This window comes from Paenibacillus hamazuiensis, assembly GCF_023276405.1.
GTDB lineage: Bacteria > Bacillota > Bacilli > Paenibacillales > NBRC-103111 > Paenibacillus_AF > Paenibacillus_AF hamazuiensis.
The window spans coordinates 340,779-362,614 of the sequence record NZ_JALRMO010000001.1; the positions used below are offsets into that span (position 1 = coordinate 340,779).

A 21,836-nucleotide genomic window follows, 5' to 3' on the forward strand; every position below is an offset into this window, starting at 1 on the left:
CCATGAGTGGAAAAGTAGATGCCATCACGATAGAAGTTATGAAAAACGCGTTTCATACGATTGCCGAAGAAATGGGCGTTGCTCTGATCAAGACGGCGTTGTCCACGAACATCAAGGACCGGATGGACTGCTCGACGGCGATTTATACGAAAGAAGGCAAGCTGGTGGCCCAGGCGGAGCATATTCCGCTGCACCTCGGGCTCATGCCTTCCGTCGTCAGCGAGGTGCTGAAAATATACAAACCGGGCGAGCTTAAGGAAGGCGACGCGATTTTAATCAACGACCCGTATATCAGTGGCTCGCATCTTCCGGATATTTTTATGATCTCCCCGGTGTTTCACGAGGGGCGGCTTGTCGCATTGACCGCGAACATCGCGCACCATATCGACGTCGGCGGCATGACTCCCGGCAGCTGCTCGGTGAAAACGACGGAGATTTTCCAGGAAGGACTCCGGCTGCCGGGCATCCGCGTCCGCAAAGCCGGCGTGATGGACGAGGAGGTGCTGCGCCTCTTGACGAAAAACTCGCGGACCGGCAAGGAGATGCTTGGCGACATTTACGCCCAGCTCGCCGCCAACAAAATCGGCGAAACGCGCCTGAAGGAGCTGTTCGAGCGGTATTCGGCCGATTTTACGGAAACGTGCATGAACGAGCTGATGAATTACTCGGAACGGCGGCTGCGTGCGGCGATCCGCAAAGTTCCGGACGGCATTTACACGTTCGAGGATTATTTGGAAGGCGACGGGCTTACGCAGGATTTGATCAAAATCGCGGTGCAGGTATGCGTCAAGGACGACGAAATCCACGTTTCGTTCGACGGCACTTCCCCGCAGGCGAAGGGCTCGATCAACTCGACGATCGGCGTGACGAGCGCATGTGCTTATTATGCGGTCAAAGCGATGCTCGATCCGGAGGTGCCGCCGAACGACGGCGCGTATCGGCCGGTTCACGTGCATGCCGAGGAGGGTACCGTCGTCAACGCGAAGTTCCCGGCAGCCGTCTCCAACGCCAACGGCAACACATCGCAGCGCATCACCGATGCGATTCTCGGCGCACTCGCGCCGGTGCTGCCTGAGGAAGCGATCGCCGCCTGCTCCGGCTCGATGAACGGCCTCAACTTCGGCGGCTTTAACGAAGAGACGGGCGAATATTTCAGCTACATCGAAACGTGCGGCGGCGGGCAGGGTGCTGTGCTCGGCCTCGACGGCATGAACGGCGTGCACACGCATATGACCAACACGCGCAACACTCCGACCGAAGTCATCGAACAATCTTATCCGCTGCTCGTCAAAAAATACTCGTTCGTCGAAAACGGCGGCGGTTACGGCAAATTCCGCGGTGGAGTGGGAATCACTCGGGAAATCGTTTCCGAGACCGACGACGTCATCGTCACGATCACGTCCGAACGGCAGCGGACGAGACCGTGGGGGCTGTTCGGCGGTAAGGAAGGCGCAGCATCGGAATGCATTCATATCACGGCTGCGGGCGAAGTGAACCACCTGCCGCCCAAGGCGACGCTGACGATTCAAAAAGGCGATACCGTCATCATCCGTACGCCGGGCGGAGGCGGTTATATGGACCCGCTCGAACGGGATCCCGAGCTCGTACGGCAGGACGCGCGCTTCGGCTACGTCAAGCCGGACGAAGCGGCCCGCGAATACGGCGTCGCTTTCATCCCGGGCACGCTGGAGATTGACGCGGAGCGGACGGCGGAGCTGCGCCGGAGATGATCCGCGCATGCGTGAATATGTAATCGGGAGGTTGGGCCATGCGGGTAGCAGGCGTAGGCTTAAGCTGCATTGATTTGTACGAGAACCTGAACCGGTCGTATCCTACGGGCAACAGCGTCGATTTCGTCATCCATTTGAGCCGGCTCGGCGTGGAAACGTCCATGGTAAGCGTCGTCGGCACCGACGATTACGGCAGGCAGATGGCCGACGTTTTGCGCAGGGAAGGCGTCGACGTCTCTCATCTGCGTGTAGCCGAAGGCAGGACGGCGATGTTTCGGATGGATCTGAACGGAAACGACCGGGTTCACAAGGAAAAAATCGAAGGCGTCATGGCGCGCTTCGCCTTGACCGAGGAAGATATCGAGTTTATCGCCGGTCACGACTGCGTGCATACGAACTTTTCCGGGCGAGTGACCGGCTCCCTTCCGGTGTTTAAACAGCGGGGCCTGATGACGGCGTTCGACTTTTCGACGCGCGTCTATAAGGAGGTCGAGTCCGCGCTGCCGCATATCGATTACGCGTTTTTCTCCTACGAGAAAGAGGACGATTTCATCAAAGAATACGTAGCCTGGGCGCAGCGACTCGGCCCCCGCGTGGTGATCGCAACGTTGGGCGAAAACGGCAGCCTCGCCTACGACGGCAGCCGGTTCTACCGCGAGGGTATCGTCCCCGCCGAAGTGGTGAACACCGTCGGGGCGGGCGACTCCTTCTGCGCCGGCTTCATGTACGGCATCTTCCAAGGCCGGTCCATCCAGGACTGCCTCCTCGGCGGTGCCGAGGTAGCCTCGAAAGTCGTAGCCAAGTTCGAGCCTTATTAAATCAGAACGATCAAAAATTTCTGTTCGTATCGCTAACGGACCTAAGCAGCCTTTATTTGACGAAAATAGGTTGCTCTAAAAATGTAACGGACCCAGAAGACGCTAATGACGGCAAAATGCGTAAACGGCCGGTATTTTCGCCAAATAACGGCACTGATGTCCGTTACATTCGCGATCCGTGCATATGACGGGCGATAGCGGCGCTGGTGTCCGTTACAGTGAATCAGTCGTATTCGCTGCTTAGCTAACGACCCCGCAGCTCCGGATAGTAGCTTTAATCCAGGATCGTCTGCCGGGGAGATGTATCGCAACACCCGATAGTAGACAGGGGTATCGCTCTAACACAAAAATAGAGGTGTATCGTTAGACCCAAACGTAAAGCGTGTCCGGCTCCAGTTTTGCGTCAGCAAAACCGAGACGGACAACCGCGAGCCCGAGGCACACACCTCCTCCCCCGGCACCGCTCCAAAGGTGAAGCGTGCCCGGCATAGGTTTTTTTGCCTGAAAGCAAAAAAATCCATGCCGGGCAGACGCGACCTAGCAGCGAGCAGCCCCACAAACCGGGCGGGTCCAGGGCGCCCGAGCGCCTGGGGTCCACCTAGAGGGGGATTTAGGGGGTGATTACTCCCGAAAGGAAAGGACAAAACTATGATCATAGACGTACACTCGCATCCGATTTTTTACAAAGACATATGCGACGACAAGGAAAAGCTGAATTTCCGCAAAGAGCAGTTCGGCATCTTCAAGCAGTCTCCATACCCGCTGGAATCGGCGCTTATCGAGATGGATTACATGAACGTCGCCAAGACGGTGCTGCTTCCCGAGGACATCTCGACGCTGTACGGGGGCAGCATCATCACCAACGAAGAGATCAAAACAATCGTCGATCTCGCTCCGGAACGCTTCATCGGCTTCGCCAGCGTCGATCCCCGCCGCAAAGATGCGGTGGAGGTGCTGGAGCGCGCTTTTACCGAGCTTGGCCTGATGGGGCTGAAGCTGCATCCGTCGAAGCAGCAGTTTTATCCGTACGAGGAGATGCTGAAGCCGATTTATGAGGTTTGTCTCAAATACAACAAACCGGTCATGTTCCACGCCGGGATGAGCTGGCAGCCGAACGCTCCGGCGAAATTTTCCCATCCGCTGCACTTCGAAGACGTGGCCATCGCTTATCCGGAGCTGCGCATGTGCCTGGCCCATTTCGGCTGGCCATGGGTTCACGAGACGGTCATGCTGCTGCTGAAATATCCGAACGTGTACACGGACACGTCCTTGCTGCACATGGACAACGCCAAAGATTTTTACGAGCAGGTGTTTACGCGCAATATGGGGCCGCTCTGGATCGAGCGCAATCTCGGCGATAAAGTCATGTTCGGCACGAACGCGCCCCGTTTCCGGGCCAAGAGGCTGCTGCCTGCGCTCGAAGGGCTGAATTTCAGAGAGAAGACGCTGCAAAAAATTCTCGGCTTGAATGCGCTGAAATTTATCGGGCTGGAAGATTAGGAGGGGGACTATGGTCAAGCTGAAGAGCATTGTGATCCGCACGCGGGCCGAATTTCAAATGATCAAAATCACCGAGGAAGTCCGGGCGTTCGTAGCGGAATCGGGCGTGACAAACGGGCTTGCAGCCGTCATTACGGCCCATACGACGACCGGCATCATGGTCAACGAAGGGCTCGAATGCGTGGAAACGGATATCGAGGAAACGCTGGAGCGCCTCATTCCGAAGGACGCTCCTTATGCGCATGCACATTTTTTGCCCTCGTACGGGGCGACCGGCAGCAACTCGCCTTCGCATTTGAAGTCGATGCTGTCGGGCAACAGCTGTTTATTCGTCGTGCAGGACGGCAAAATGGTGACGGGCGACGCCCAGGACGTCTATTTGGCCGAATTCGACGGCCCGAAAGCCCGCAAGGTGTATATCCAGGTTATCGGGGAATAGGAGGACATCCGCATGATGAAGCTCGCCAATATGAATCAAAATTACCATCGGTATCCGCTCGACTATTTTCTCGACTCGACGGTTCGCTGCGGTCTTGAGGCAATCGAGCTGTGGGCCGGCACCCCGCATCTGTATGTCGATGACGCTTCCGCTTTGGAAGTGGCGGGAGTGCTGAAAATGATCAGGCAAAGAAACCTGGAGATCGTCTGTTTTACGCCGGAGCAGGCGATTTACCCGATCAATCTGTCCGCGAAGGACGATACGTGCCGGAAGAGAAGCGTCGAATATTTTCAAAAATGCATCCGGGTGACAAACGCGCTCGAGTGTTCGAAAATGCTGGTCATCGTCGGATTCGGTTTTTACAACGAGCCGGCGGAGGAAGCGTGGAAGCGGGCAGCGGAGTCGCTGCATATTCTTGCCAAAGATGCGGAAAAGGCAGGCATTACGCTTGTGCTTGAGGCGATGTCGAACATCGGCTCCAACGTCATTTACAACCTGGACACGCTCCGCCGAATGCATGGCGAAGTGGGCTCTCCGGCGATGAAGGTGATGCTTGATACGATTTCGATGGCGCTGGCGGGCGAAACGATCGAAGATTACGGGGCCGCCTTCGGCGAAGACCTCGTCCATGTTCATTTCCTGGACGGCGACGGGAAGACGACCGCCCATTTGGCGTGGGGGGAAGGGATTTTTTCGCTGGATGCGTTTGTGGACGGCCTGAAAAAAATCAGCTACGGCGGGTATTTGACGCTCGAGCACATTGCCCCCAAGTACAACTGGGACCCGGAGGCTGCCGTACGTCAAAGCCTGGCAACCATCGGCTCGAAATTGCTGTAATGCTGTGCGTCTCTTTGTCGGATCGGCGGAATCCGCGGGTTCCGTGCCGGCAAAGAGGCGCGTTTTTTTCCCGGGTCGAACGGTTTTGGAAGCAGAAAAACATGTTGACAGCAGCGGAAAATATGATATAAATTATTATAGGACATTATAGTACAACATAATTTGACAGGAGGTAATTTCATTGACTGAAACATTGGCTTATCAAAAGGCGCCGGCTCAATTGGAGAGCATTTTCGAGGCTTTTAAAAGCAGAACGATCCGCCGGGTGTTTTTCGTCGCCTGCGGCGGTTCCTCCGCATTGATGTATCCGAGCAAATACTTTTTGGACCGCGAATCGAAAACGATCACCTCGGAAATATTCAGCTCGAACGAATTCATCCACCGCAACCCGCAATCGCTGAACGAAGAATCGCTCGTCATTCTCATGTCGCACAAAGGCAAGACGCCGGAGACGACGGAAGCGGCCAAATTCGCCAAAAGCAAAGGGGCGCTGACCGTATCCCTCATGTACGTGGAGACGGCGCCGCTGGCCGATGCTTCGGATTTCATCGTCAATTACAGCTGGATTTCCGCAGGCAATATGGAGCCTCATCCGGAGATTATGAACTACGCGATTTTGTACCGGTTGTCGATGGGGCTTTTGTACGTGAAGGAAGGCAACAAGAAATACGAGAAGCTGCTCAGCAGCCTGGAGAACCTCGGGGCGGTATTCGAAAGGGTGATGAAGCAAGTGTCGGAGCCGGCCAAGGCGTACGCCGAATCGGTTAAGGACGAGAAAATCATCTACACGATGGCGAGCGGTTCCAATTACGGCGTAGCTTACTCGTTTGCGATTTGCATTCTGATGGAAATGCAGTGGAAGCATTCGCACGCGATTCATGCCGGGGAGTTTTTCCACGGGCCGTTTGAAATTCTCGACAAGGACGTTCCGTTCATCCTGCTGATGGGTCTCGACGAAACTAGACCGTTGGAGGAACGGGCACTGACCTTCCTCGAGCAGTATGGCGAGAAGCTGCTTGTCATCGACGCGAAGCACTTCGACTTGACCGGCATCGACGACGAAGTGAAGGGCTACCTGGCTCCGATCGTGATCAACTTCGCGCTCCGCATTTACGCTTTGGCGCTTTCCAAAGCAACCGGCCACCCGCTGGAAACGAGACGGTATATGTTCAAAGTTCCTTATTAAGCCGAAAATAAAGAAATAGCCTCTCATACCGGGTCATTCGGGAATGGGAGGCTATTTTTTGTGCACACGGTGCAGCCGAAAGGGGGGGGGCCGGAAACGCTCCGCGGGGGCCGCCCGGCTGCCCGGCAATGCCGCCGTTTCCCCGGTTACATCGCGCTTTCGTGCCGGTCAGCGCATGCTCCGACAAATTCCTCGAAAAGTCTAAAGTTATGCCGGTCCGTCGTGTAGCTGAATTCCGGATGCCATTGTACGGCAAGGATAAACCTCTTTTGCGGCATAACAACCGCTTCGATCAGACCGTCTTCCGCTTGCGCAACGGCAAGCAGCTGCTCCGACAATTTCTTTATACCTTGATGGTGATAGCTGTTCACTTCCAATGATTCGGCGTTCACGATACGGTAAAGGGCGTTTTCCTTGTCTATGTATACTTTATGAGCCGGTTTATTATAAGGCGGCTGCTGCTTGTGAGCGACTGTTGTCTCCGTCCGCAGCTGAGTCGGCAAATCCTGATACAGCGTTCCTCCGAGTAAAGCATTAAACAACTGCAAGCCCCGGCAAATTCCGAACGCCGGTTTATCCAGTTCAACCGCTTGTCTAAAAAGGATTTCCTCCATAACATCTCTTTCATGGCACAGCTCGCCGCAAACATCCTCCGCCTTTTCGCCATACATTTCCGGATTCACATCATGACCGCCTGTAAACAGAAAACCGTCAAACGTATTGGCGATGGTCAAAATAATTTCTTTATTCGAGGTCAGCGGCAGCATAACCGGAATTCCGCCGGCATCCTCGATTCCTTTCATATATCCCGGCAGCATCCAATAGCTTTCTTTCTCGTTGTCATATAAAGGTAAAACTCCTATCATAGGCTTCTTCATTTCCAGTTCCTCCCCGGCAAATGGTTTGTCTATTGTCTAATTATCATTATAATTCAAACGGGAAAAGGTACTACAAAAAAATAGTACTACCTTTTTTTGTAAATCCGGCTACAATCAAAATTAAGATAAGGTACTAAGACGTGGGCATAAGCCACGAATTACCAATAACCGGAAAGGGTGCATGATCATGATGAAAACGAAACGCAATACCGCCGCTTTTACATTTCTCGCTTGGGGTTCCTTCGCCGCCGCGTTTCTCGGGATGTTTATCGGCATTTACACGCTGGAAGAGACGCTGTCCGTCAAAGGTTATTACGCGGTGACCGCCTTGTATATGACGATGGCCTCCTTCGTGCTGCAGAAGGTCGTTCGCGACAATCACGAGGATGCTTTCACCGGGCAAAAGCGGAACACATCGGCTTTCACCTTTATGGCCTGGGCTTCGTTCGCGCTGTCGCTGCTCGCGATGTTCATCGGCATCATCAATTTGGAGCAGCCGCTTTCGGTGAAAGGGTACTACGCGATGACCGGCTTGTTTCTCACGATGTCGGCGTTCGTCCTGCAAAAAACGATTCGCGACAACAAAGAAGACGAGGAGCCGGAAACGCCGGCACATGACCACGAGCAATGACGGTACGGGAAGCTCCTCCGGAGATGCTCACCTTTACGACAGTACCTGATCTAAAAGTGCGTACTTACAAATGCACAGTTCCAATTACGAAAGGAAATTATAGCGCGGCAGGGAGATACCGGTCAGATGAACATGATTCGCTTATAAAAAGGTTGCTTTGCCCCCTATTCCTAAGCCTTGGTAATTCATTATTCTTGAATAAGTGACCGGAGGCCACGCATATCGGTTACGAAGATGACCGGTAGTTCAGACTGATTTTCACAGAGGTTGGATTCAACCGGCGTCGGGGTCACGAATTTATTTAGTAGGTGGTGTACAAGCATGAATTTGAAAAAAAGCGCTTTCACCCTATTAATGACACTTATGACCGTTTCAACCGCAGCTTGCAGAACAGACAATGTGAATGCCCCGCAAGTTTCTGCGGACGAAATGAACAAAAAGCTGGAAGAACCGGCGGAGTTGACGGTATTTTCGCTGGAAAGTCCCGACGGATGGAACCAGAAATACGGCGAGTATTTAAAAAAGAAGCTGCCGCAATATAAAATCACTCATATCTCGCAAACCGAAACTTCCCGGTTGGAGCACTTGTTAACCTCGGGAACCGACATTGATTTGTATATAACCAACGCACGCGATGTGAAACAAAAGTTCCTTCCCGCGAATGCGGCATTCGACATGTCCGATCTCGTGAAAACGCATAAGATCGATTTAAGTGGATTCGAGCCCGAAGGGATCAACCAGATGAAATCGCCGGAAGGGGCCGGAGGCCTGTATGGTTTGCCGGTATCCAATTACACCATGGTCATGTATTACAATAAGGATATTTTCGATAAATTCGCGGTTCCTTATCCGAAGGACGGCATGACGTGGGATGAAACGTATGAGTTGGCCAAAAAACTGACCGTGAATGATGGAGGGAAGCAGTACCTGGGCTTTTGGATCTCCCCCAAGCATTATCTGCGGACGAATCAGCTATCGCTTGCCTTGGTCGATCCCAAGACGAACAAGGCTTCGGTCACGAGCGAAGAATGGAAATTGGTGTTCAGCACCATTTTTCAACGTTTTTCCGATAACGCGGCATTCAGGGACAGAGTCAATACACGGTGGTTAAGCCACGATGCGTTTAGCGGCAGCCAGGAACTGGCCATGTATGTGATGCAGTCCAGTTGGTTATTCTCCGCTCAAGAGGCGCTTAGCAAACTGAATTTTGATATAGTCGCCATGCCGACTTTTAAAGAAAAGCCCAATGTGGGGGTTCAGGCTTCGTACACATATATGGGGATTACTTCCATGAGCAAGAAGAAAGATCAGGCGATGGAAGTGATCAAGCAGTTGACTTCCGAAGAATACCAGACGGAGATGTCCAAGCTGGGGATTATGACCTCGCTTCAAAGCGAGGCCGTGAAGAAGGCTTATGCCACCAGCACGATGTACAAGGACAAGAAGCTGAACATGAATGCGGTGTTTTACAATAAAATCGCTCCGACCGCTCCGATCACCCTTTACGACGAAGTTGTAGTGGAAGACGGGCTGGAGAAAACCGAGCTAAGAGATATAGCCAAAGGGTTGATTGACGTCAATTCCGGACTCAGGAAGGCCGAAGAAATTGCCAATCAGGTTATATCGGCAGCGAATTAAGGATTCATTGCTGGCAGCCGGCGGATCATGTCCGGCAGTGCGGCAAGAAGCCTCCCCATCGTAATCGGGTCGTCGAAGTTCCATTTCGCCTCCGTGACACGACCACGAGCAATGACGGTACGAAAACTCCGGCGGAGATACTTACCTTTACGACAGTACCTGATCTAAAAGTGCGTACTTACAAATGTACAGCGCCTCCTTTATACTCGAGAAAAATCAACAAAGTTAAAGGAGGACCACTCTTTGAAAACTCTCGTTATCGTAACGCACCCAAGCATGGAAACATCCGTCATAAACAAACGGTGGGCGGAAGAACTCCGAAAATATCCGGAAAAATATACGGTTCACGAATTGCACAAGGTTTACCCTGATGGAATCATTGATGTGGAAAAAGAACAAAAATTGATCGAAGCGCACGGCAATCTTGTTCTGCAGTTCCCTATATTTTGGTTTAATTGTCCGCCTCTTCTGAAAAAATGGCTTGACGAAGTTTTTACGTACGGCTGGGCTTACGGATCGAATGGAGGCGACAAATTAAAGAACCGCAAAGTTGCGCTTGGCGTTTCCGCCGGAATTACAAAAGGGAATTATAGCGCGGCAGGGAGGTACCGTTACACGCTCGAACAAATATTGGTTCCGTTTGAAACGACCTTCCTTTACTGCAAAGCGGATTATCGTTCGTTCTTTGCCTTTTACGGCACGGAAAACGAGCCGGGCGAAAATGTACCCGGTGCGGAAAACGAGGCGCCCGCAAGCCAGTTGGAACAAAGCGCACTCAATTACTTGAAATTTATTGATAACCTGTAAAAGACAACTGCATAACGCCATAAGAAAAAAGAAGTATTTCCTTGTCGGGAGATACTTCTTTTTAAATTTGAAACAAAGCCGGCTATGCTTCTCGCTGTACCGCCTCCACAGCCGGTGCTTTGTTTTTCTCCCCCCACTCGCACATCATATTTAACAGGGGAAGGAGAGAAAGTCCGCGTTCGGATAATGAATATTCAACCTTTGGAGGTACTTGGGGAAATTCTTTGCGCAAGATCAGGCCGTCTGTCTCCAGCTCTTTTAACATGACGCTTAACGTTTTAAAAGAAATGGAACCGATACTTCGCTGCAGTTCATTAAACCGCATCACCTTATTTTCAGACAACCAGTATATAATGATCATTTTATATTTGCCGTCTATTAAGGACAGCGTGTATCCAAAGCCGGTGTCTTTTAATTTCACGCCGGACGGAACGCAGGTTTCGCGCACAAGCTGCACTCTCCTTTAGGTAAGTACATGATATAAACGATATACTTCCTAATTGGACATTATGCAATCTTATTGGAAAAAAGTAAAGTCAGATCACTGAGTCAAGTTTTAATAAACTGTCGCATCTAACTTGCCGCGATCCGTGGGGGCGTACATGATATAATTTCTTCGGATTTACGACCATATACAAATGCCGAATGCGTCTGCAATCGGAAGTCAATTCGAAACAAAGCACGCTTTTTACTTTGTCGTTATGCGTAAAGACGATATTCGTTTCCCCGTTTACCCCGGTAATTTCGGTTTTCCACGAACGAACGCTTTGAAAAGAACGCGATGTTAATAAAGCTGCGACACGGCTGCTGCTCAGAATCGGGTTAATGGCCGCATGAACTTCCCCTCCGCCATCGGTAACCAGAATCGCATCCTCTGCGAGCAGCTCGAGCAGTTGTTGGATATCGCAGTGCAAAAATGCCGAAACAAACCTCTCCGCCAACGTTTTACGCACATGTAAAACGTCTTCAGCTGGCGGCGGGCTTGCGTTCATGCTCATCTTGGCGCAGCTGAATATTTTGCGGCAATTCGCTTCGGACTTGCCGATGAACTCGGAAATCGTTCCGTAATAGGCCTTTATGTTTTTGATTCCCGGGATGTGTGCAGTCTGAATTTCCGTAAACAATTCCTGGACTGCGTCCTCCGCTTCGGCAGCCGAACCAAGCATTCGGTAAGCGATCGAGAATGCGAGCGGCTTATATGTCCGGTACAGATGTTCCATCGTCATTGTATCATCATCGTTTTCGGCGGCACTCAATCTTGTCCCTGGAGCCTCCTCTTGTTTGGGGAATATTTCGGAGGAGAGTTTATAAATGGTCTATTTTATAGTTGGTGCTTATATGGATAAAGCCAAAAACATAGTTTTAAATTCCACTGCCACCTTGGTGAGTTAATTTCACAAGCATTTAAAGTATGTCGAGAAGAACCAAATTGGCATAAGAACATAGCTGGAAATGTTTCTGATTTACTGGGATTTAAAAATCGTACGAGGTTCAATAAAGAATACTTGCATGTAATAGTCGAAATGATACTGGAGAAAGGAATATATCAGTTTAGTCCTACGAAAGTTGAAGGTGGTGGGTATAGCGGTAATAGTAGAAGAAATACCTCAGAATCAAGGCGGTATAGGATATTTCATTAATCATAGTAGTAATAAAAATTCAATAGAAGGGGCGTAAGCCAATCTCTGTGAATATGAGACGACATACGCCAACCGATGTTAGTATACGAGATAACCCATCTTGGCAGCCAGGTAAGTTCCGGGATGCAAGCAATTGAAAGTGATGCTGGAATTCTTGTATCTCTCTGCCAACTCAAAAGTGAATGCAACAAGAGCAAGCTTGCTTTGTTTATATGCCGTTATGGGCGAATAATTTCGTTCCAACAGGAATGGAGCCAAATAATTGACGGCAAGACGAAGCTCATACCCATCTTTGCTTAAGGCAGGTGTCGTATCTTGAAGAATTCCAAATCCTATACCTGCATTATTGATGAGTATATCCAAACCAGGATAGTCAGCTTGTATATTAGCGGCTAACCCCCGAACTTCGGCAAGCTATGAAAAGTCTGCTTTGTAAAATTTGACTTTTGCGTTGCCGATTGAACTGCTAATGTCTACCATCGAAGCTTTTCCTCGTTCATCGCTTCTTCCATGCAGGAGTACAGTCGCTCCTCGTACTGCCAAGTCGATTGCCGTTTGTTTTCCAATACCATCTGTGGCTCCAGTTATAAGAATAACTTGTTGATGAATCGGCTTCATTCACGTCCTGCTTTTTGGTTATGGTTTCAGGACAACGTATTCCAATCCGCGTGATTTAGAGGCTGCAGCAATGGCGTCGTTAATTTGGTTCAAGGAATAAGCCTTAGGTTCAAACGCTTTTAGATTCAATAAGCCCGCCTCAATCATTTTGGCGATGTCCCGAGGCGCCGAGTCGGGGTACATGGAAGAACCCTTGATGTTCAGCTCCTTCACAAGCGCTGTTAAATACGACACCGGAACATTCGTTATAACGCCGCCGAGGAAAACGGCAGTTCCATGTGGTCGAAGTACGGATAGTCCGGCCTCGACGAGAGCGGAATTGTCGATAACGCCAACTGCGTCCACAAGAAGATCCGCTTCACCGACTTGTATGGAAAATAGGGAGCTGTAATCCTCAATTTGATCTGGAAGAGAAACTGTTGTAATACGTTTTGGGTCCAATGCCTCTAATTCGTGCAGTACAGATATGTTTCGTCCGACTGCATAAATTTTGGAGGCACCCATAGCGAGAGCGACAAGAACGGAAGCCGTACCTAAATTGCCTGTTGCGCCATTGATCACGACGGACTGCCCTGTTTTGAATTCGCCGCGAAGAAAAGCTCCGTAGGCAATGCAAAGATAATACATGCATGCCAACTGAGCAGGGTCATTTTCTCCGATGAAATCAATTGGAGTCACGCATTCAACCGGATAAACGGCGTTTTGCGCAAATGCCCCGTCCTTCCATTGATTCAACAAGTTTTCACAATTCGGTGTCAGCCCAAACCAACCCTTTAAAATACGTTCCGGAGATGCCGAATTGTTTCTTGAAGCGATAAGCGGGCTGCAAAAAACTTTCTGCCCAACTTGTATGCCGGTAACATCGTCAGCAATTTCCTCGACGATCCCGATTGCACTTAATCCGGGTATGTAAGGAGTCGGGAGCGGAAACGGAAACTGGCCTCCTACAACCAGGTTTGTAAACGATAAGATATGCGTCGATAAGACGCGAACTCGAACACTCGCAGCATGCAGTTTGGGCGCTGGGACTTCCTTCACCTCCAGCAGCGATCCTGCTTGATTTAAAATAGCAGCTTGCACTCGTATTCCTCCTTCGATTTAGGTTACAATGCTATGGTAAACGATGTTTTTTGCGAGAAGAAGGAGAGCGTTTGTAACAATACAGTCAATAGTGGTATTGGTAGTACCAGTTTTTTTGTTGGAGGAGGAGAAGCAATGAGTGAGTCCCAAAGACACAAGGAGCTTGCGGATTTTCTAAAAACACGACGTCTACGACTAACTCCGCAAGCTGCAGGATTGCCGTTTCGAGCTGGAAGTCGACGTACAAAAGGATTGCGCAGAGAAGAGGTTGCCGCATTATCCGGCGTTTCCTTGGCTTGGTACACCTATTTGGAACAAGGACGTCCGATTCGCGTATCCGAACAAGTTTTGGAAAGCATAGCAAGAACTTTGCAGCTTGATGTCGAAGAGCGAAACTATATGTTTGTATTGGCCAATCAGCTGCTGACCGCCACGGCTGTCCCGGAAGAGAACAGGGTTCCTCCTTCATTGCAATTTATGATGGATGAAATGGAGTCCTGCCCTGCTTACCTCATTGATAACAGGTGCAATATAATCGCTTGGAATCGATTGGCATGCGAAATTTTCGGGAACTTCCCTGAGATGAATGATCTCGAAAGAAACCTGGTATGGCGGACCTTTATGGTCCCTGAATATCGTCGTTTATTTGGGGATTGGGAAACGATTGCGAAGAGGCTGCTGGCTCAGTTCCGGATTTATTTTGCTAAAAATATGAACGACCAATGGTATAACGAAATGGTGGGAAAATTAAAGCAAAATAGTCCGGAGTTTGCGGAATGGTGGCAACAACATGAAGTATTCGGTATACCTGCAGGAAAGAAAGAAATTTTTCATTCAAAAGCAGGCCTGCTTTCCTTTATATATCATAGTTTTTCATTAGTTGAACAACAGGAATGGATTCTCACCACATTTATTCCAGATCCTAAGACAGATACCGGAGAAAAGTTAAAAAAATTCATAGTGAGCTAAGCATTAGGGATGTACTTAATAATCAAATCATGCATTAATTTATTTATCAGTTGAACTCGGAGACGACCTTGGCAAGAAAAAACCGCTCGTTTCCCGACAGGGAAACTAAGCGGCAACAAAATACGTTTTTTCAGCCGAGATGTCTGCTTTTTTCAATTGGTCCAGATTATCACATAATATTGGCCCTTCAAAATTATGACGAACCCCGTTTTTAAAACTCAATGTCGTATTCCATATGTTTCGCCGTGGCTTGGGCAACTTCCGTTCCGAGCAGCCTGCGCACCACGTGAAACGCCATGTGGATGCCGGCCGAAATGCCCGCCGAGCTGATGATGTTCCCCTGATCGACGTATTTCACGTTGTCCAGCATCGTGACCGCCTGAAAGTTTTCCCTCATCCAAGGGATGCTTGCCCAGTGCGTCGTTGCTTGCTTGCCGTCCAGCAGCCCGGCCTTCGCCAGCAGGAACGCTCCCGTGCAGACGGATGTCATCAGCTCCACCTGCTCCATCCGGCCGCGGATCCAGGAGATGACCTTGTCGTTATGCAGCTCCCTACGCGTGCCCTGGCCGCCGGGGATAACAAGAATGTCGTAGTCCGGCGCGTTTTCCAGGCTGTAATCGGGAATGACTTTCAGACCGTTTCTTGCCGTAATCACCTGTCCGGACTCGGAAAAGGTAGTGACCTTAAAAGGCTGGAATTGTTCCGGCTTGCCGCGGTGCAGTACCGTAACCGCAAACACCTCGAACGGACCGGCAAAGTCCAATACCTCCACATCATCGAACAAAAAAATGCCCACTTTCCGCTGATGCATTCAAGTTTCCTCCCAATCGATTCGTTATGTTACCAGCTCCAGTAGCCGTCTTTCCAGCCGAAGTATTCGAATAAGGCGACGATCGCCGATTTCTTGACTCCGCTTAGCGACCGCTCGGTGCAAGGGGAATCCGGCTTGAAACCGAGCTTCCTCGCGGTCTGCAAGGTCGATTCCGTCAAGTTGTTCGTAATGTCCGCTTGATTGAAGCAGGGCGGGGAAATATACGCCTGCAAGGAACGATCCAAAATGAGCCGGGTATTGTTCGGCGGTTTGACCTCGACCTGTACGGCGAACATGGCGATAAGAACGATAAAGAGCGCTATAGCGGTGCCCAAGAGAATACGGAGTTGTACGGTGTTCGTCATTAAGCTTCCTGCCTGTTCCTATTTACGAATATTCCAAATGTCGTTTGCCGACTGCTTTTCTTATCTAAACATAATTTGCGGCGAAAAGCTATGACTCCGAAGAGCTATTTCGAGAGAAGCCGTATTGAAGGCAACCGGACGAGTGCCGCACCGTATGAATACATAACAAATCAACGGATGGAGGGAAGCGGATGCTCCGATTTTTGCAAAAAACGTACGAAGCCTGGATCGATTACCCGCAAAGGGAAGGGGCGCTTATAGCCGGAACGTATGTCGTCGAACATGTTTTGGGCGAAGGCAGCTACGGGATTACGTATTTGTGCCGGGATGTGCGGTCGGGCATCCGGGTGGCGGTCAAGATGGCCCGTCCCAGCAAAGGCGCCCTCGGAGAGCGGCTGCTGGCGCGGGAAGCGGAGGTACTGGGTAGCCTGCGGTATCCGGGAATTCCCCATTTCATCGAGATGATCCGCTCCGGCAAGAAACGGTATTTGGTTTCGGAGTATGTCGAGGGGCTGACGATGGAACAGTTGATTTTCGAACAAGGTAAGGTGTTTGACGAATCGGACGTTCTTGAGTGGACGCTCCGCTTGCTGGAGCTTGTTCGGCACGTTCATGAGAAAGGTTATGCGCACCTGGACATTCGGATTCCGAATGTGATCGTAAGGGGAGAACGGCTTGCATTGATCGATTTCGGGCTGGCGAGGAGGATGGGCGAAGAGATCGGGCCTGAGCTGTGCCGGTTTTGGCAGGAAGGCTTGCGGATAACGGCGGATGCGGAGAAAGATTTGTACGATATCGGCCATTTTATGCTGTTTATGCTGTATTCGTCGTATGACGGGCCTTGTGAGCGGAGTGGATGGAGCGGACGGCATAACGCCGGCAAGCGGGAGTCCGGGTGGCAGGACGAGCTTACGCTTACACCCGGGGTAAGGCGAATCCTGCGAAAGCTGCTGCAGATCGATCCGCCTTACGGGGAAGTCCGGCAGCTCACCGCCGACTTGCGGAACGTGCTCGCAGGCAATCAGCTGGAGTAGCTGTGCCGCTTGTTTTTATAGTAGGAATGTCCGTGGTGATTGTGCCTGTAACCGGCGTCGGAAGAATGCTTCGGATACATGGGCCGGTGGCCCGAGCTGCTGCGGCGATACGAAGAGTGTTTGGAGTGCTGGATGGAATGAAGGAATTTCTTTAGGAAATGCCTGAACATATACGATCCCTCCCAAATAAAACGTTAGTATTTTCTACGGATGAAAAGCTTTGCGGTTTCGCTGGAGGGAAGTATGCAAGCGGTTATTTCAATTTGCGCCATATTCCAGTGGGGCTAGCGGCTTTACTGAGCTCTGTCCTCGTTAGCTTAGGGAACATCTTGTACTTGGAGTTAAGCCGCCCCCGCTCGGGTACCATCGATTTCATTATATTGCACCTGCATCTCTTGCCGAATAGAACGATGGGTAAATCGGTCGATAACGGGACATCACTCAAGAACCGTGACGATCACAGATACTCATTGGATGTTAAAAAAGATGACCCTGTACAATGCAGGAATCATCTCCTAAGTGGTTTTGAGTTATTAAAATTTGATTTTGTTTTTGATTTTGCTCCCACAGCCGCAAATGATCGTATGTTTCAAATTTTTTATCGGCTGGTGGCACATAAGGCATACACTTTGATGAAGCGAATCGTTCAGCTTCATCGTTTCCTCCTTACTCGACGCCGCTCCGCCTGGAGTATTGGATGTCCCTGCTCCGTCGCTGCATGCGGACATCAAAGCAAGCACGCATCCCAAAACCAACATTTTTTCATACCATCTTCTCCTATGACCCCAAACGGCTTGGGTTACTTGATTTCCCCTGTTGCCATGAGAACGGCTCTCCCCAGCGTATGGCTCAGCATGGTGAATCCCAAGAGAGCCGGCGTGGCGTTAGGGTCGACGCCGATATTCTCGACATCCAGCGCATGAACGACAAAATAATACCGATGAGGACCGTGCCCCGCCGGAGGCGCCGCACCGATAAACCGTCCGAGCCGCAAATCGTTCGGCAGCTGCAAGGCGCCTTGCGGCAAGCCGCTGCCATGCTCGTCGCCTGCACCGGTCGGCAGTTCGGTGACGCCCGCAGGGATGTTGATGACGGCCCAGTGCCACAAGCCCGATCCGGTCGGGGCATCCGGGTCATAAGCGGTTACGGCGAAACTCTTCGTCCCTTCGGGCGCACCCGACCATTTCAAATGGGGCGAAAGATCTTTGCCCCCCTCCACTCCTGACATCCCCGAGTATTGCTGGGGCGGTAGAGGAAGTCCCTCCGCAATGTCATTACTCGTCACCTGAAAGGCTGCGACTTCCGGCAATTTGGCAAATGGATTGTTGCTCACTGTAAATTACCTCCTTTTTTCTGATACAATTCGATTATATTCATAATAATCGATTTTGTAAATACAAAACGTTTATTTGACTTATTATCGAATTATCTCCTTGTTTTTTTATAGATTTCGGTGTACATTATTTAAACGTGTATAATCCCGATGTGCATGAAGGATGGTGTCGGCTTCATGGCCAAAAGAAACGGTTCGTCCACATTAAGCGAAAATGTCACAAAGAAACTGCAGTCCGATATTCTGGCAGGACAATATGAACCGGGCTCTCCATTAATCGTTTCGGAATTAGCCAAAGGGTTCGATGTCTCGGTTGCCGTCGTACGGGAAGCACTGACCCGGCTCGCGACCCATGGCCTCGTTTTACAAAATCCGAATCACGGATTTTCAGTGAAGACGGCGTCGGAAGAAGAACTGAATAGCATCGTCGAGGCGCGGTTGATCAACGAATCCGCAGCATTACGCCTGTCCATCGCCCATGGCGATCTCACGTGGGAATCCCATGTAATCGCCGTTCACCACAAATTATCGCAAACGGCCGAGTACGAGGAAGTGAATCAAAAGCTTGCCGTTCGCGAAGAGTGGTCCGACATCCACCGTCAATTCCATTACCAACTTATCGCCGCTTGTCCAAATCCGGTTCTCCTCGATATCTGCAGACGCCTTTGGGATTTGAGCGAATTTTATCGACATTGGTCATTCCAGCAGCAGCCGACTCGCGATGGCCGCGCCGAACATAAGGCATTGACAGATGCCGTTCTTAGCCGCGACAGTGTTCGCGCCGTCGAGATTTTTAGAACGCACATCAAACTCACCGCGGATAACCTGTTTGATAACCGGTAAGCGGACTATGTTTGCAAACCCCCGCCTTTAGCCGAAACAATGACAGGCAAGCGGCAAATAAAAAAAAGAAGCAGTTTGCGCTATGGCAACTGCTTTTTTTTTACTCAGGTTTCTTAACTGAAATTCAAAACAGTTTAAAAACAAGAAAAATCCCCCTGCAGCAGCCTCATAGCGTTGCTGCGGGGGGGACTAAATAAAATTTCGGGATTTCCGGGGATTGCTTCTATAGGGCTTTGATCTCGAGCAGCTCGTATTGAATGACTCCCATGGGAGCGTCCACGCGGATGATGTCTCCCGCTTTTTTACCAAGAAGCTCTTTGCCGAGGGGACTTTCATAGGAAATTTTGTTCTCGTTAACGTTGGCTTCCGCGGGGCCGACGATCTGGTATTCGATTTTCTCCGCGAATTCCACGTCGTTCAAAACGACGACGGATCCGACGCTCACTTCGTTCGAACTCACGCTGCCGGCTTCGACGACGCGTGCGTTTTTCAGCATGCGTTCCAACGTCTGGATTCGCGTCTCCATGAACGCCTGATCTTCTTTGGCCGAGTGATATTCGCTGTTCTCTTTCAAATCTCCGTAGCTGATCGCGACCTTGAGCCTCTCTGCCAGCTCTCTGCGCTTCACGGTTTTCAGCTCCTGCAGCTCTTCCTCAATTTTCTTCAAGCCTTCCGGCGTCAAAATCGTTTGTTCATTTTTCACGACGTTACCACTCCTAGTTTTGGACCTATATATACATTTTACCCAATATCGGCCGCGTTGCAACCGGGATTCGCGCATTCATAATTTCAGGCTGGGCCCATCCTCCATATGAATCGTTTTTATTTCAACAAAAAAATGTGTGTCAAAAAATTGATCAAAAGTTGAAAATTTTATGAACGAAAACGCTTTATTTGTGGTATACTGAATATACTAAGAAGCAGGTTAATTATTTTGCGGGGAAGTGAATCATTTATGGCAACCAAGACGACAGCCAAACTGCAAACCGAACGGGAAGGAAAATCGCTGTTCTCGGCGATGAAGATCGGCGCATGGGCGGCCCTGTGCATTGGCGTGGCGTTGTGCCTCGTTAATATCAACGACTTCAGCGACCATAATGCATCGCTCATGTCCGGTATCGGCTTTATGGTGGGCAGCGTATTCATCTATACGATCGGCACCGCGATAGATCTGGTGCATAAGCGGAACGCGGGTTCATCCGAAACGGAGTAACGCCCATACGCCAAGGCGGCACGATCAACAGGAAGCTGTTTCCAACAGGAAACGGCTTCTTTTTTTTGTTGAAGCCTCGTCATAGGCTTTGTCAACAGGTAAGTCAACAATTTACCATCCCCCTGGCTGTTCCAGGAGACTCGGGTTAAGTCACGGCCCGAACGCTGATCTTAAGCTGTAACGGTTGTGACAGAGCATATTTAGCTCAAAATACCGTATTCAGATTCTAAACGGTTGCCAGGCATATATCCCTCTTTTTGTCCAATTGCGTCGAAACGTTGAACAAATTTTTACGGAAATAAGGCATTATAATGAGCAATTTGTTAACACACCCCACAACGGAAGCCGAACATGATATAGTCTTTCCCAAAGGCATAGAACACTGTGATAAATATCATATGCAAACGGAAAAGAGATTTAGCATAGTGTACTTGGGAGATGAGATTCATATGACAATTGCGAAGATCATGCAACGTCTTACCGCGTTCGGCATGCTGGCGGGCATCTCCTTGCTCGCCTCCGGATGCGAATCGATGGTCGTCCTCGATCCGAAAGGACCCATCGGCGCTCAGCAGCGCGACCTGATTTATTTTACGATGCTGCTTTGCCTTATAGTTCTTGTTCCGGTGCTGCTGCTCACGGCATGGATTGTGTGGCGGTTCCGCGACAAAAAGGACAACAAGGCGCCGTACCAGCCGAAATGGGCGCACAGCACCAAGCTGGAGCTCGTCTGGTGGGGGATTCCCATCATCATCATTCTTGTGCTTGCCGTCACAACGGCGCGCTACACCCATGCGCTCGATCCGGCCAAGCCGATCCAATCCAGCGCCAAACCGGTTACGATTCAGGTGACGTCGCTCGATTGGAAATGGTTGTTCCAGTATCCCGATCAGGGCATTGCCACCGTCAACTATTTGGTGATTCCGGAAGACACGCCGATCCGCTTCGAGCTTACTTCGGACGGTCCGATGAATTCCTTCTGGATTCCTCAGCTCGGCGGCATGATTTACACGATGTCCGGCATGTCGACCACGCTGTACCTGCAGGCCGATGAGCAGGGAGAGTATATGGGAAGCGGGGCCAATTTTACAGGCCGCGATTTCGCGAAAATGGGCTTTACCGCCAAGGCTGTTGCCCAAGGGGATTTTGAGAAGTGGGTGAAAGAAGCCAAGACAAGCGGAAAGCAATTAACCGAAGAAGGCTACCTGAAGCTTGCATTGCCCGGCACGTCGGAGCAGATGACGTACGCTTCGATTCCGGACGGATTGTTCAAGCGGATCGTGCACGAATATTCCATGAGCCGCGGCGCACTGGCCGGCATCGGCCAGAAGGCCAAAACGCTCAGCGAGCAGCATGCCAAAGAGGACGGGGAAACCGGGTCTGCACCGGCTGAGCTTCCACCGAAGACAGCCCCAAGCAGCGGAGGCCATTCCGGCCACAACATGAAAGAGATGAATCATTAGTAG

Annotated in this window: 23 protein-coding genes and 1 pseudogene; 15 read left to right on the forward strand and 9 right to left on the reverse strand. The window is 50.6% G+C overall.

Translation table 11 applies throughout. The features are described from left to right. Positions 1–2: 2 nt before the first annotated feature. The 6 genes from MYS68_RS01345 (at position 3) to MYS68_RS01370 (ending at position 6,510) form a co-directional block, all read left to right on the forward strand. Positions 3–1,730, forward strand: coding sequence for a hydantoinase B/oxoprolinase family protein (locus MYS68_RS01345; RefSeq protein ID WP_248924095.1), 1,728 nt, complete (start codon positions 3–5; stop codon positions 1,728–1,730). A 38-nt stretch (positions 1,731–1,768) separates the two neighbouring features. Beyond that, positions 1,769–2,548 (forward strand): fructoselysine 6-kinase, encoded by a 780-nt coding sequence (frlD, locus tag MYS68_RS01350; protein ID WP_248924096.1) that lies wholly within the window; start codon positions 1,769–1,771, stop codon positions 2,546–2,548. 648 nt (positions 2,549–3,196) lie between these two features. Continuing rightward, positions 3,197–4,048 (forward strand): amidohydrolase family protein, encoded by an 852-nt coding sequence (locus MYS68_RS01355; protein ID WP_248924097.1) that lies wholly within the window; start codon positions 3,197–3,199, stop codon positions 4,046–4,048. Between the two features lie 10 nt (positions 4,049–4,058). After that, complete coding sequence (locus MYS68_RS01360; RefSeq protein WP_248924098.1) at positions 4,059–4,487, forward strand: secondary thiamine-phosphate synthase enzyme YjbQ; 429 nt, start codon at positions 4,059–4,061, stop codon at positions 4,485–4,487. Between the two features lie 12 nt (positions 4,488–4,499). Beyond that, on the forward strand, positions 4,500–5,324 hold the full coding sequence (locus MYS68_RS01365) for a sugar phosphate isomerase/epimerase family protein (protein WP_248924099.1): 825 nt from the start codon (positions 4,500–4,502) through the stop codon (positions 5,322–5,324). 181 nt (positions 5,325–5,505) lie between these two features. Further along, a complete protein-coding gene (locus MYS68_RS01370) occupies positions 5,506–6,510 on the forward strand; it encodes an SIS domain-containing protein (RefSeq protein ID WP_420852079.1) in 1,005 nt (334 codons plus the stop codon). 146 nt (positions 6,511–6,656) lie between these two features. Here the strand turns inward: MYS68_RS01370 and MYS68_RS01375 are convergent, their stop codons facing one another. Then, on the reverse strand, positions 6,657–7,388 hold the full coding sequence (locus MYS68_RS01375) for a gamma-glutamyl-gamma-aminobutyrate hydrolase family protein (protein ID WP_248924100.1): 732 nt from the start codon (positions 7,386–7,388) through the stop codon (positions 6,657–6,659). Positions 7,389–7,578: 190 nt separating this feature from the next. Between MYS68_RS01375 and MYS68_RS01380 the strand changes: the two are divergent. From MYS68_RS01380 to MYS68_RS01395, 4 genes and pseudogenes are all read left to right on the forward strand, one after another. Beyond that, positions 7,579–7,776, forward strand: a pseudogene (locus MYS68_RS01380) (YiaA/YiaB family inner membrane protein); the annotation flags it as partial. 42 nt (positions 7,777–7,818) lie between these two features. Then, positions 7,819–8,019, forward strand: a complete 201-nt coding sequence (locus MYS68_RS01385) for a YiaA/YiaB family inner membrane protein (RefSeq protein WP_248930777.1) — start codon at positions 7,819–7,821, stop codon at positions 8,017–8,019. Positions 8,020–8,340: 321 nt separating this feature from the next. Further along, positions 8,341–9,657 carry an ABC transporter substrate-binding protein gene (locus MYS68_RS01390; RefSeq protein WP_248924101.1) on the forward strand — a complete coding sequence of 439 codons (1,317 nt, stop codon included), beginning with the start codon at positions 8,341–8,343 and terminating at the stop codon, positions 9,655–9,657. 243 nt (positions 9,658–9,900) lie between these two features. Further along, entirely contained in the window at positions 9,901–10,464 is a 564-nt protein-coding gene (locus MYS68_RS01395; protein WP_248924102.1) for an NAD(P)H-dependent oxidoreductase, read from the forward strand. Positions 10,465–10,546: 82 nt separating this feature from the next. Here the strand turns inward: MYS68_RS01395 and MYS68_RS01400 are convergent, their stop codons facing one another. The 4 genes from MYS68_RS01400 to MYS68_RS01410 all read right to left on the reverse strand — a co-directional run bounded on the left by MYS68_RS01400 (position 10,547) and on the right by MYS68_RS01410 (position 13,802). Continuing rightward, positions 10,547–10,912, reverse strand: a complete 366-nt coding sequence (locus MYS68_RS01400) for a winged helix-turn-helix transcriptional regulator (RefSeq protein ID WP_248924103.1) — start codon at positions 10,910–10,912, stop codon at positions 10,547–10,549. 88 nt (positions 10,913–11,000) lie between these two features. Continuing rightward, positions 11,001–11,720: a sigma factor gene (locus MYS68_RS01405; RefSeq protein WP_248924104.1), complete on the reverse strand. Its 720-nt coding sequence runs from the start codon at positions 11,718–11,720 to the stop codon at positions 11,001–11,003. Between the two features lie 798 nt (positions 11,721–12,518). Continuing rightward, positions 12,519–12,722 (reverse strand): SDR family NAD(P)-dependent oxidoreductase, encoded by a 204-nt coding sequence (locus MYS68_RS39010; RefSeq protein ID WP_420852080.1) that lies wholly within the window; start codon positions 12,720–12,722, stop codon positions 12,519–12,521. Between the two features lie 18 nt (positions 12,723–12,740). Then, positions 12,741–13,802, reverse strand: coding sequence for a zinc-binding dehydrogenase (locus MYS68_RS01410; protein WP_248924105.1), 1,062 nt, complete (start codon positions 13,800–13,802; stop codon positions 12,741–12,743). 33 nt (positions 13,803–13,835) lie between these two features. On the opposite strand from MYS68_RS01410, the gene MYS68_RS01415 reads away from it, so the two are divergent. Beyond that, positions 13,836–14,771, forward strand: coding sequence for a helix-turn-helix transcriptional regulator (locus tag MYS68_RS01415; protein ID WP_248924106.1), 936 nt, complete (start codon positions 13,836–13,838; stop codon positions 14,769–14,771). Between the two features lie 211 nt (positions 14,772–14,982). Here MYS68_RS01415 and MYS68_RS01420 read toward each other — a convergent pair whose 3' ends face one another. Both MYS68_RS01420 and MYS68_RS01425 read right to left on the reverse strand, forming a co-directional pair. Further along, a complete protein-coding gene (locus MYS68_RS01420) occupies positions 14,983–15,582 on the reverse strand; it encodes a DJ-1/PfpI family protein (protein ID WP_248924107.1) in 600 nt (199 codons plus the stop codon). Between the two features lie 29 nt (positions 15,583–15,611). After that, positions 15,612–15,947: a hypothetical protein gene (locus tag MYS68_RS01425; RefSeq protein ID WP_248924108.1), complete on the reverse strand. Its 336-nt coding sequence runs from the start codon at positions 15,945–15,947 to the stop codon at positions 15,612–15,614. A 191-nt stretch (positions 15,948–16,138) separates the two neighbouring features. On the opposite strand from MYS68_RS01425, the gene MYS68_RS01430 reads away from it, so the two are divergent. Next, positions 16,139–16,981, forward strand: a complete 843-nt coding sequence (locus MYS68_RS01430) for a serine/threonine protein kinase (RefSeq protein WP_248924109.1) — start codon at positions 16,139–16,141, stop codon at positions 16,979–16,981. 799 nt (positions 16,982–17,780) lie between these two features. Here the strand turns inward: MYS68_RS01430 and MYS68_RS01435 are convergent. Then, complete coding sequence (locus MYS68_RS01435; RefSeq protein ID WP_248924110.1) at positions 17,781–18,314, reverse strand: YbhB/YbcL family Raf kinase inhibitor-like protein; 534 nt, start codon at positions 18,312–18,314, stop codon at positions 17,781–17,783. Between the two features lie 177 nt (positions 18,315–18,491). Here MYS68_RS01435 and MYS68_RS01440 point away from each other — a divergent pair, with 177 nt between their 5' ends. Next, positions 18,492–19,157 carry a GntR family transcriptional regulator gene (locus MYS68_RS01440; RefSeq protein ID WP_248924111.1) on the forward strand — a complete coding sequence of 222 codons (666 nt, stop codon included), beginning with the start codon at positions 18,492–18,494 and terminating at the stop codon, positions 19,155–19,157. Between the two features lie 223 nt (positions 19,158–19,380). Here the strand turns inward: MYS68_RS01440 and greA are convergent, their stop codons facing one another. Next, the gene (gene greA / locus MYS68_RS01445) at positions 19,381–19,860 is read right to left on the reverse strand and encodes a transcription elongation factor GreA (RefSeq protein ID WP_248924112.1); all 480 of its coding nucleotides are present in this window, start codon (positions 19,858–19,860) and stop codon (positions 19,381–19,383) included. 252 nt (positions 19,861–20,112) lie between these two features. Between greA and MYS68_RS01450 the strand changes: the two genes are divergently transcribed. After that, positions 20,113–20,370: a hypothetical protein gene (locus tag MYS68_RS01450; RefSeq protein WP_248924113.1), complete on the forward strand. Its 258-nt coding sequence runs from the start codon at positions 20,113–20,115 to the stop codon at positions 20,368–20,370. 449 nt (positions 20,371–20,819) lie between these two features. Continuing rightward, positions 20,820–21,833, forward strand: a complete 1,014-nt coding sequence (cyoA, locus tag MYS68_RS01455) for a ubiquinol oxidase subunit II (RefSeq protein ID WP_248924114.1) — start codon at positions 20,820–20,822, stop codon at positions 21,831–21,833. Positions 21,834–21,836: the final 3 nt, after the last annotated feature.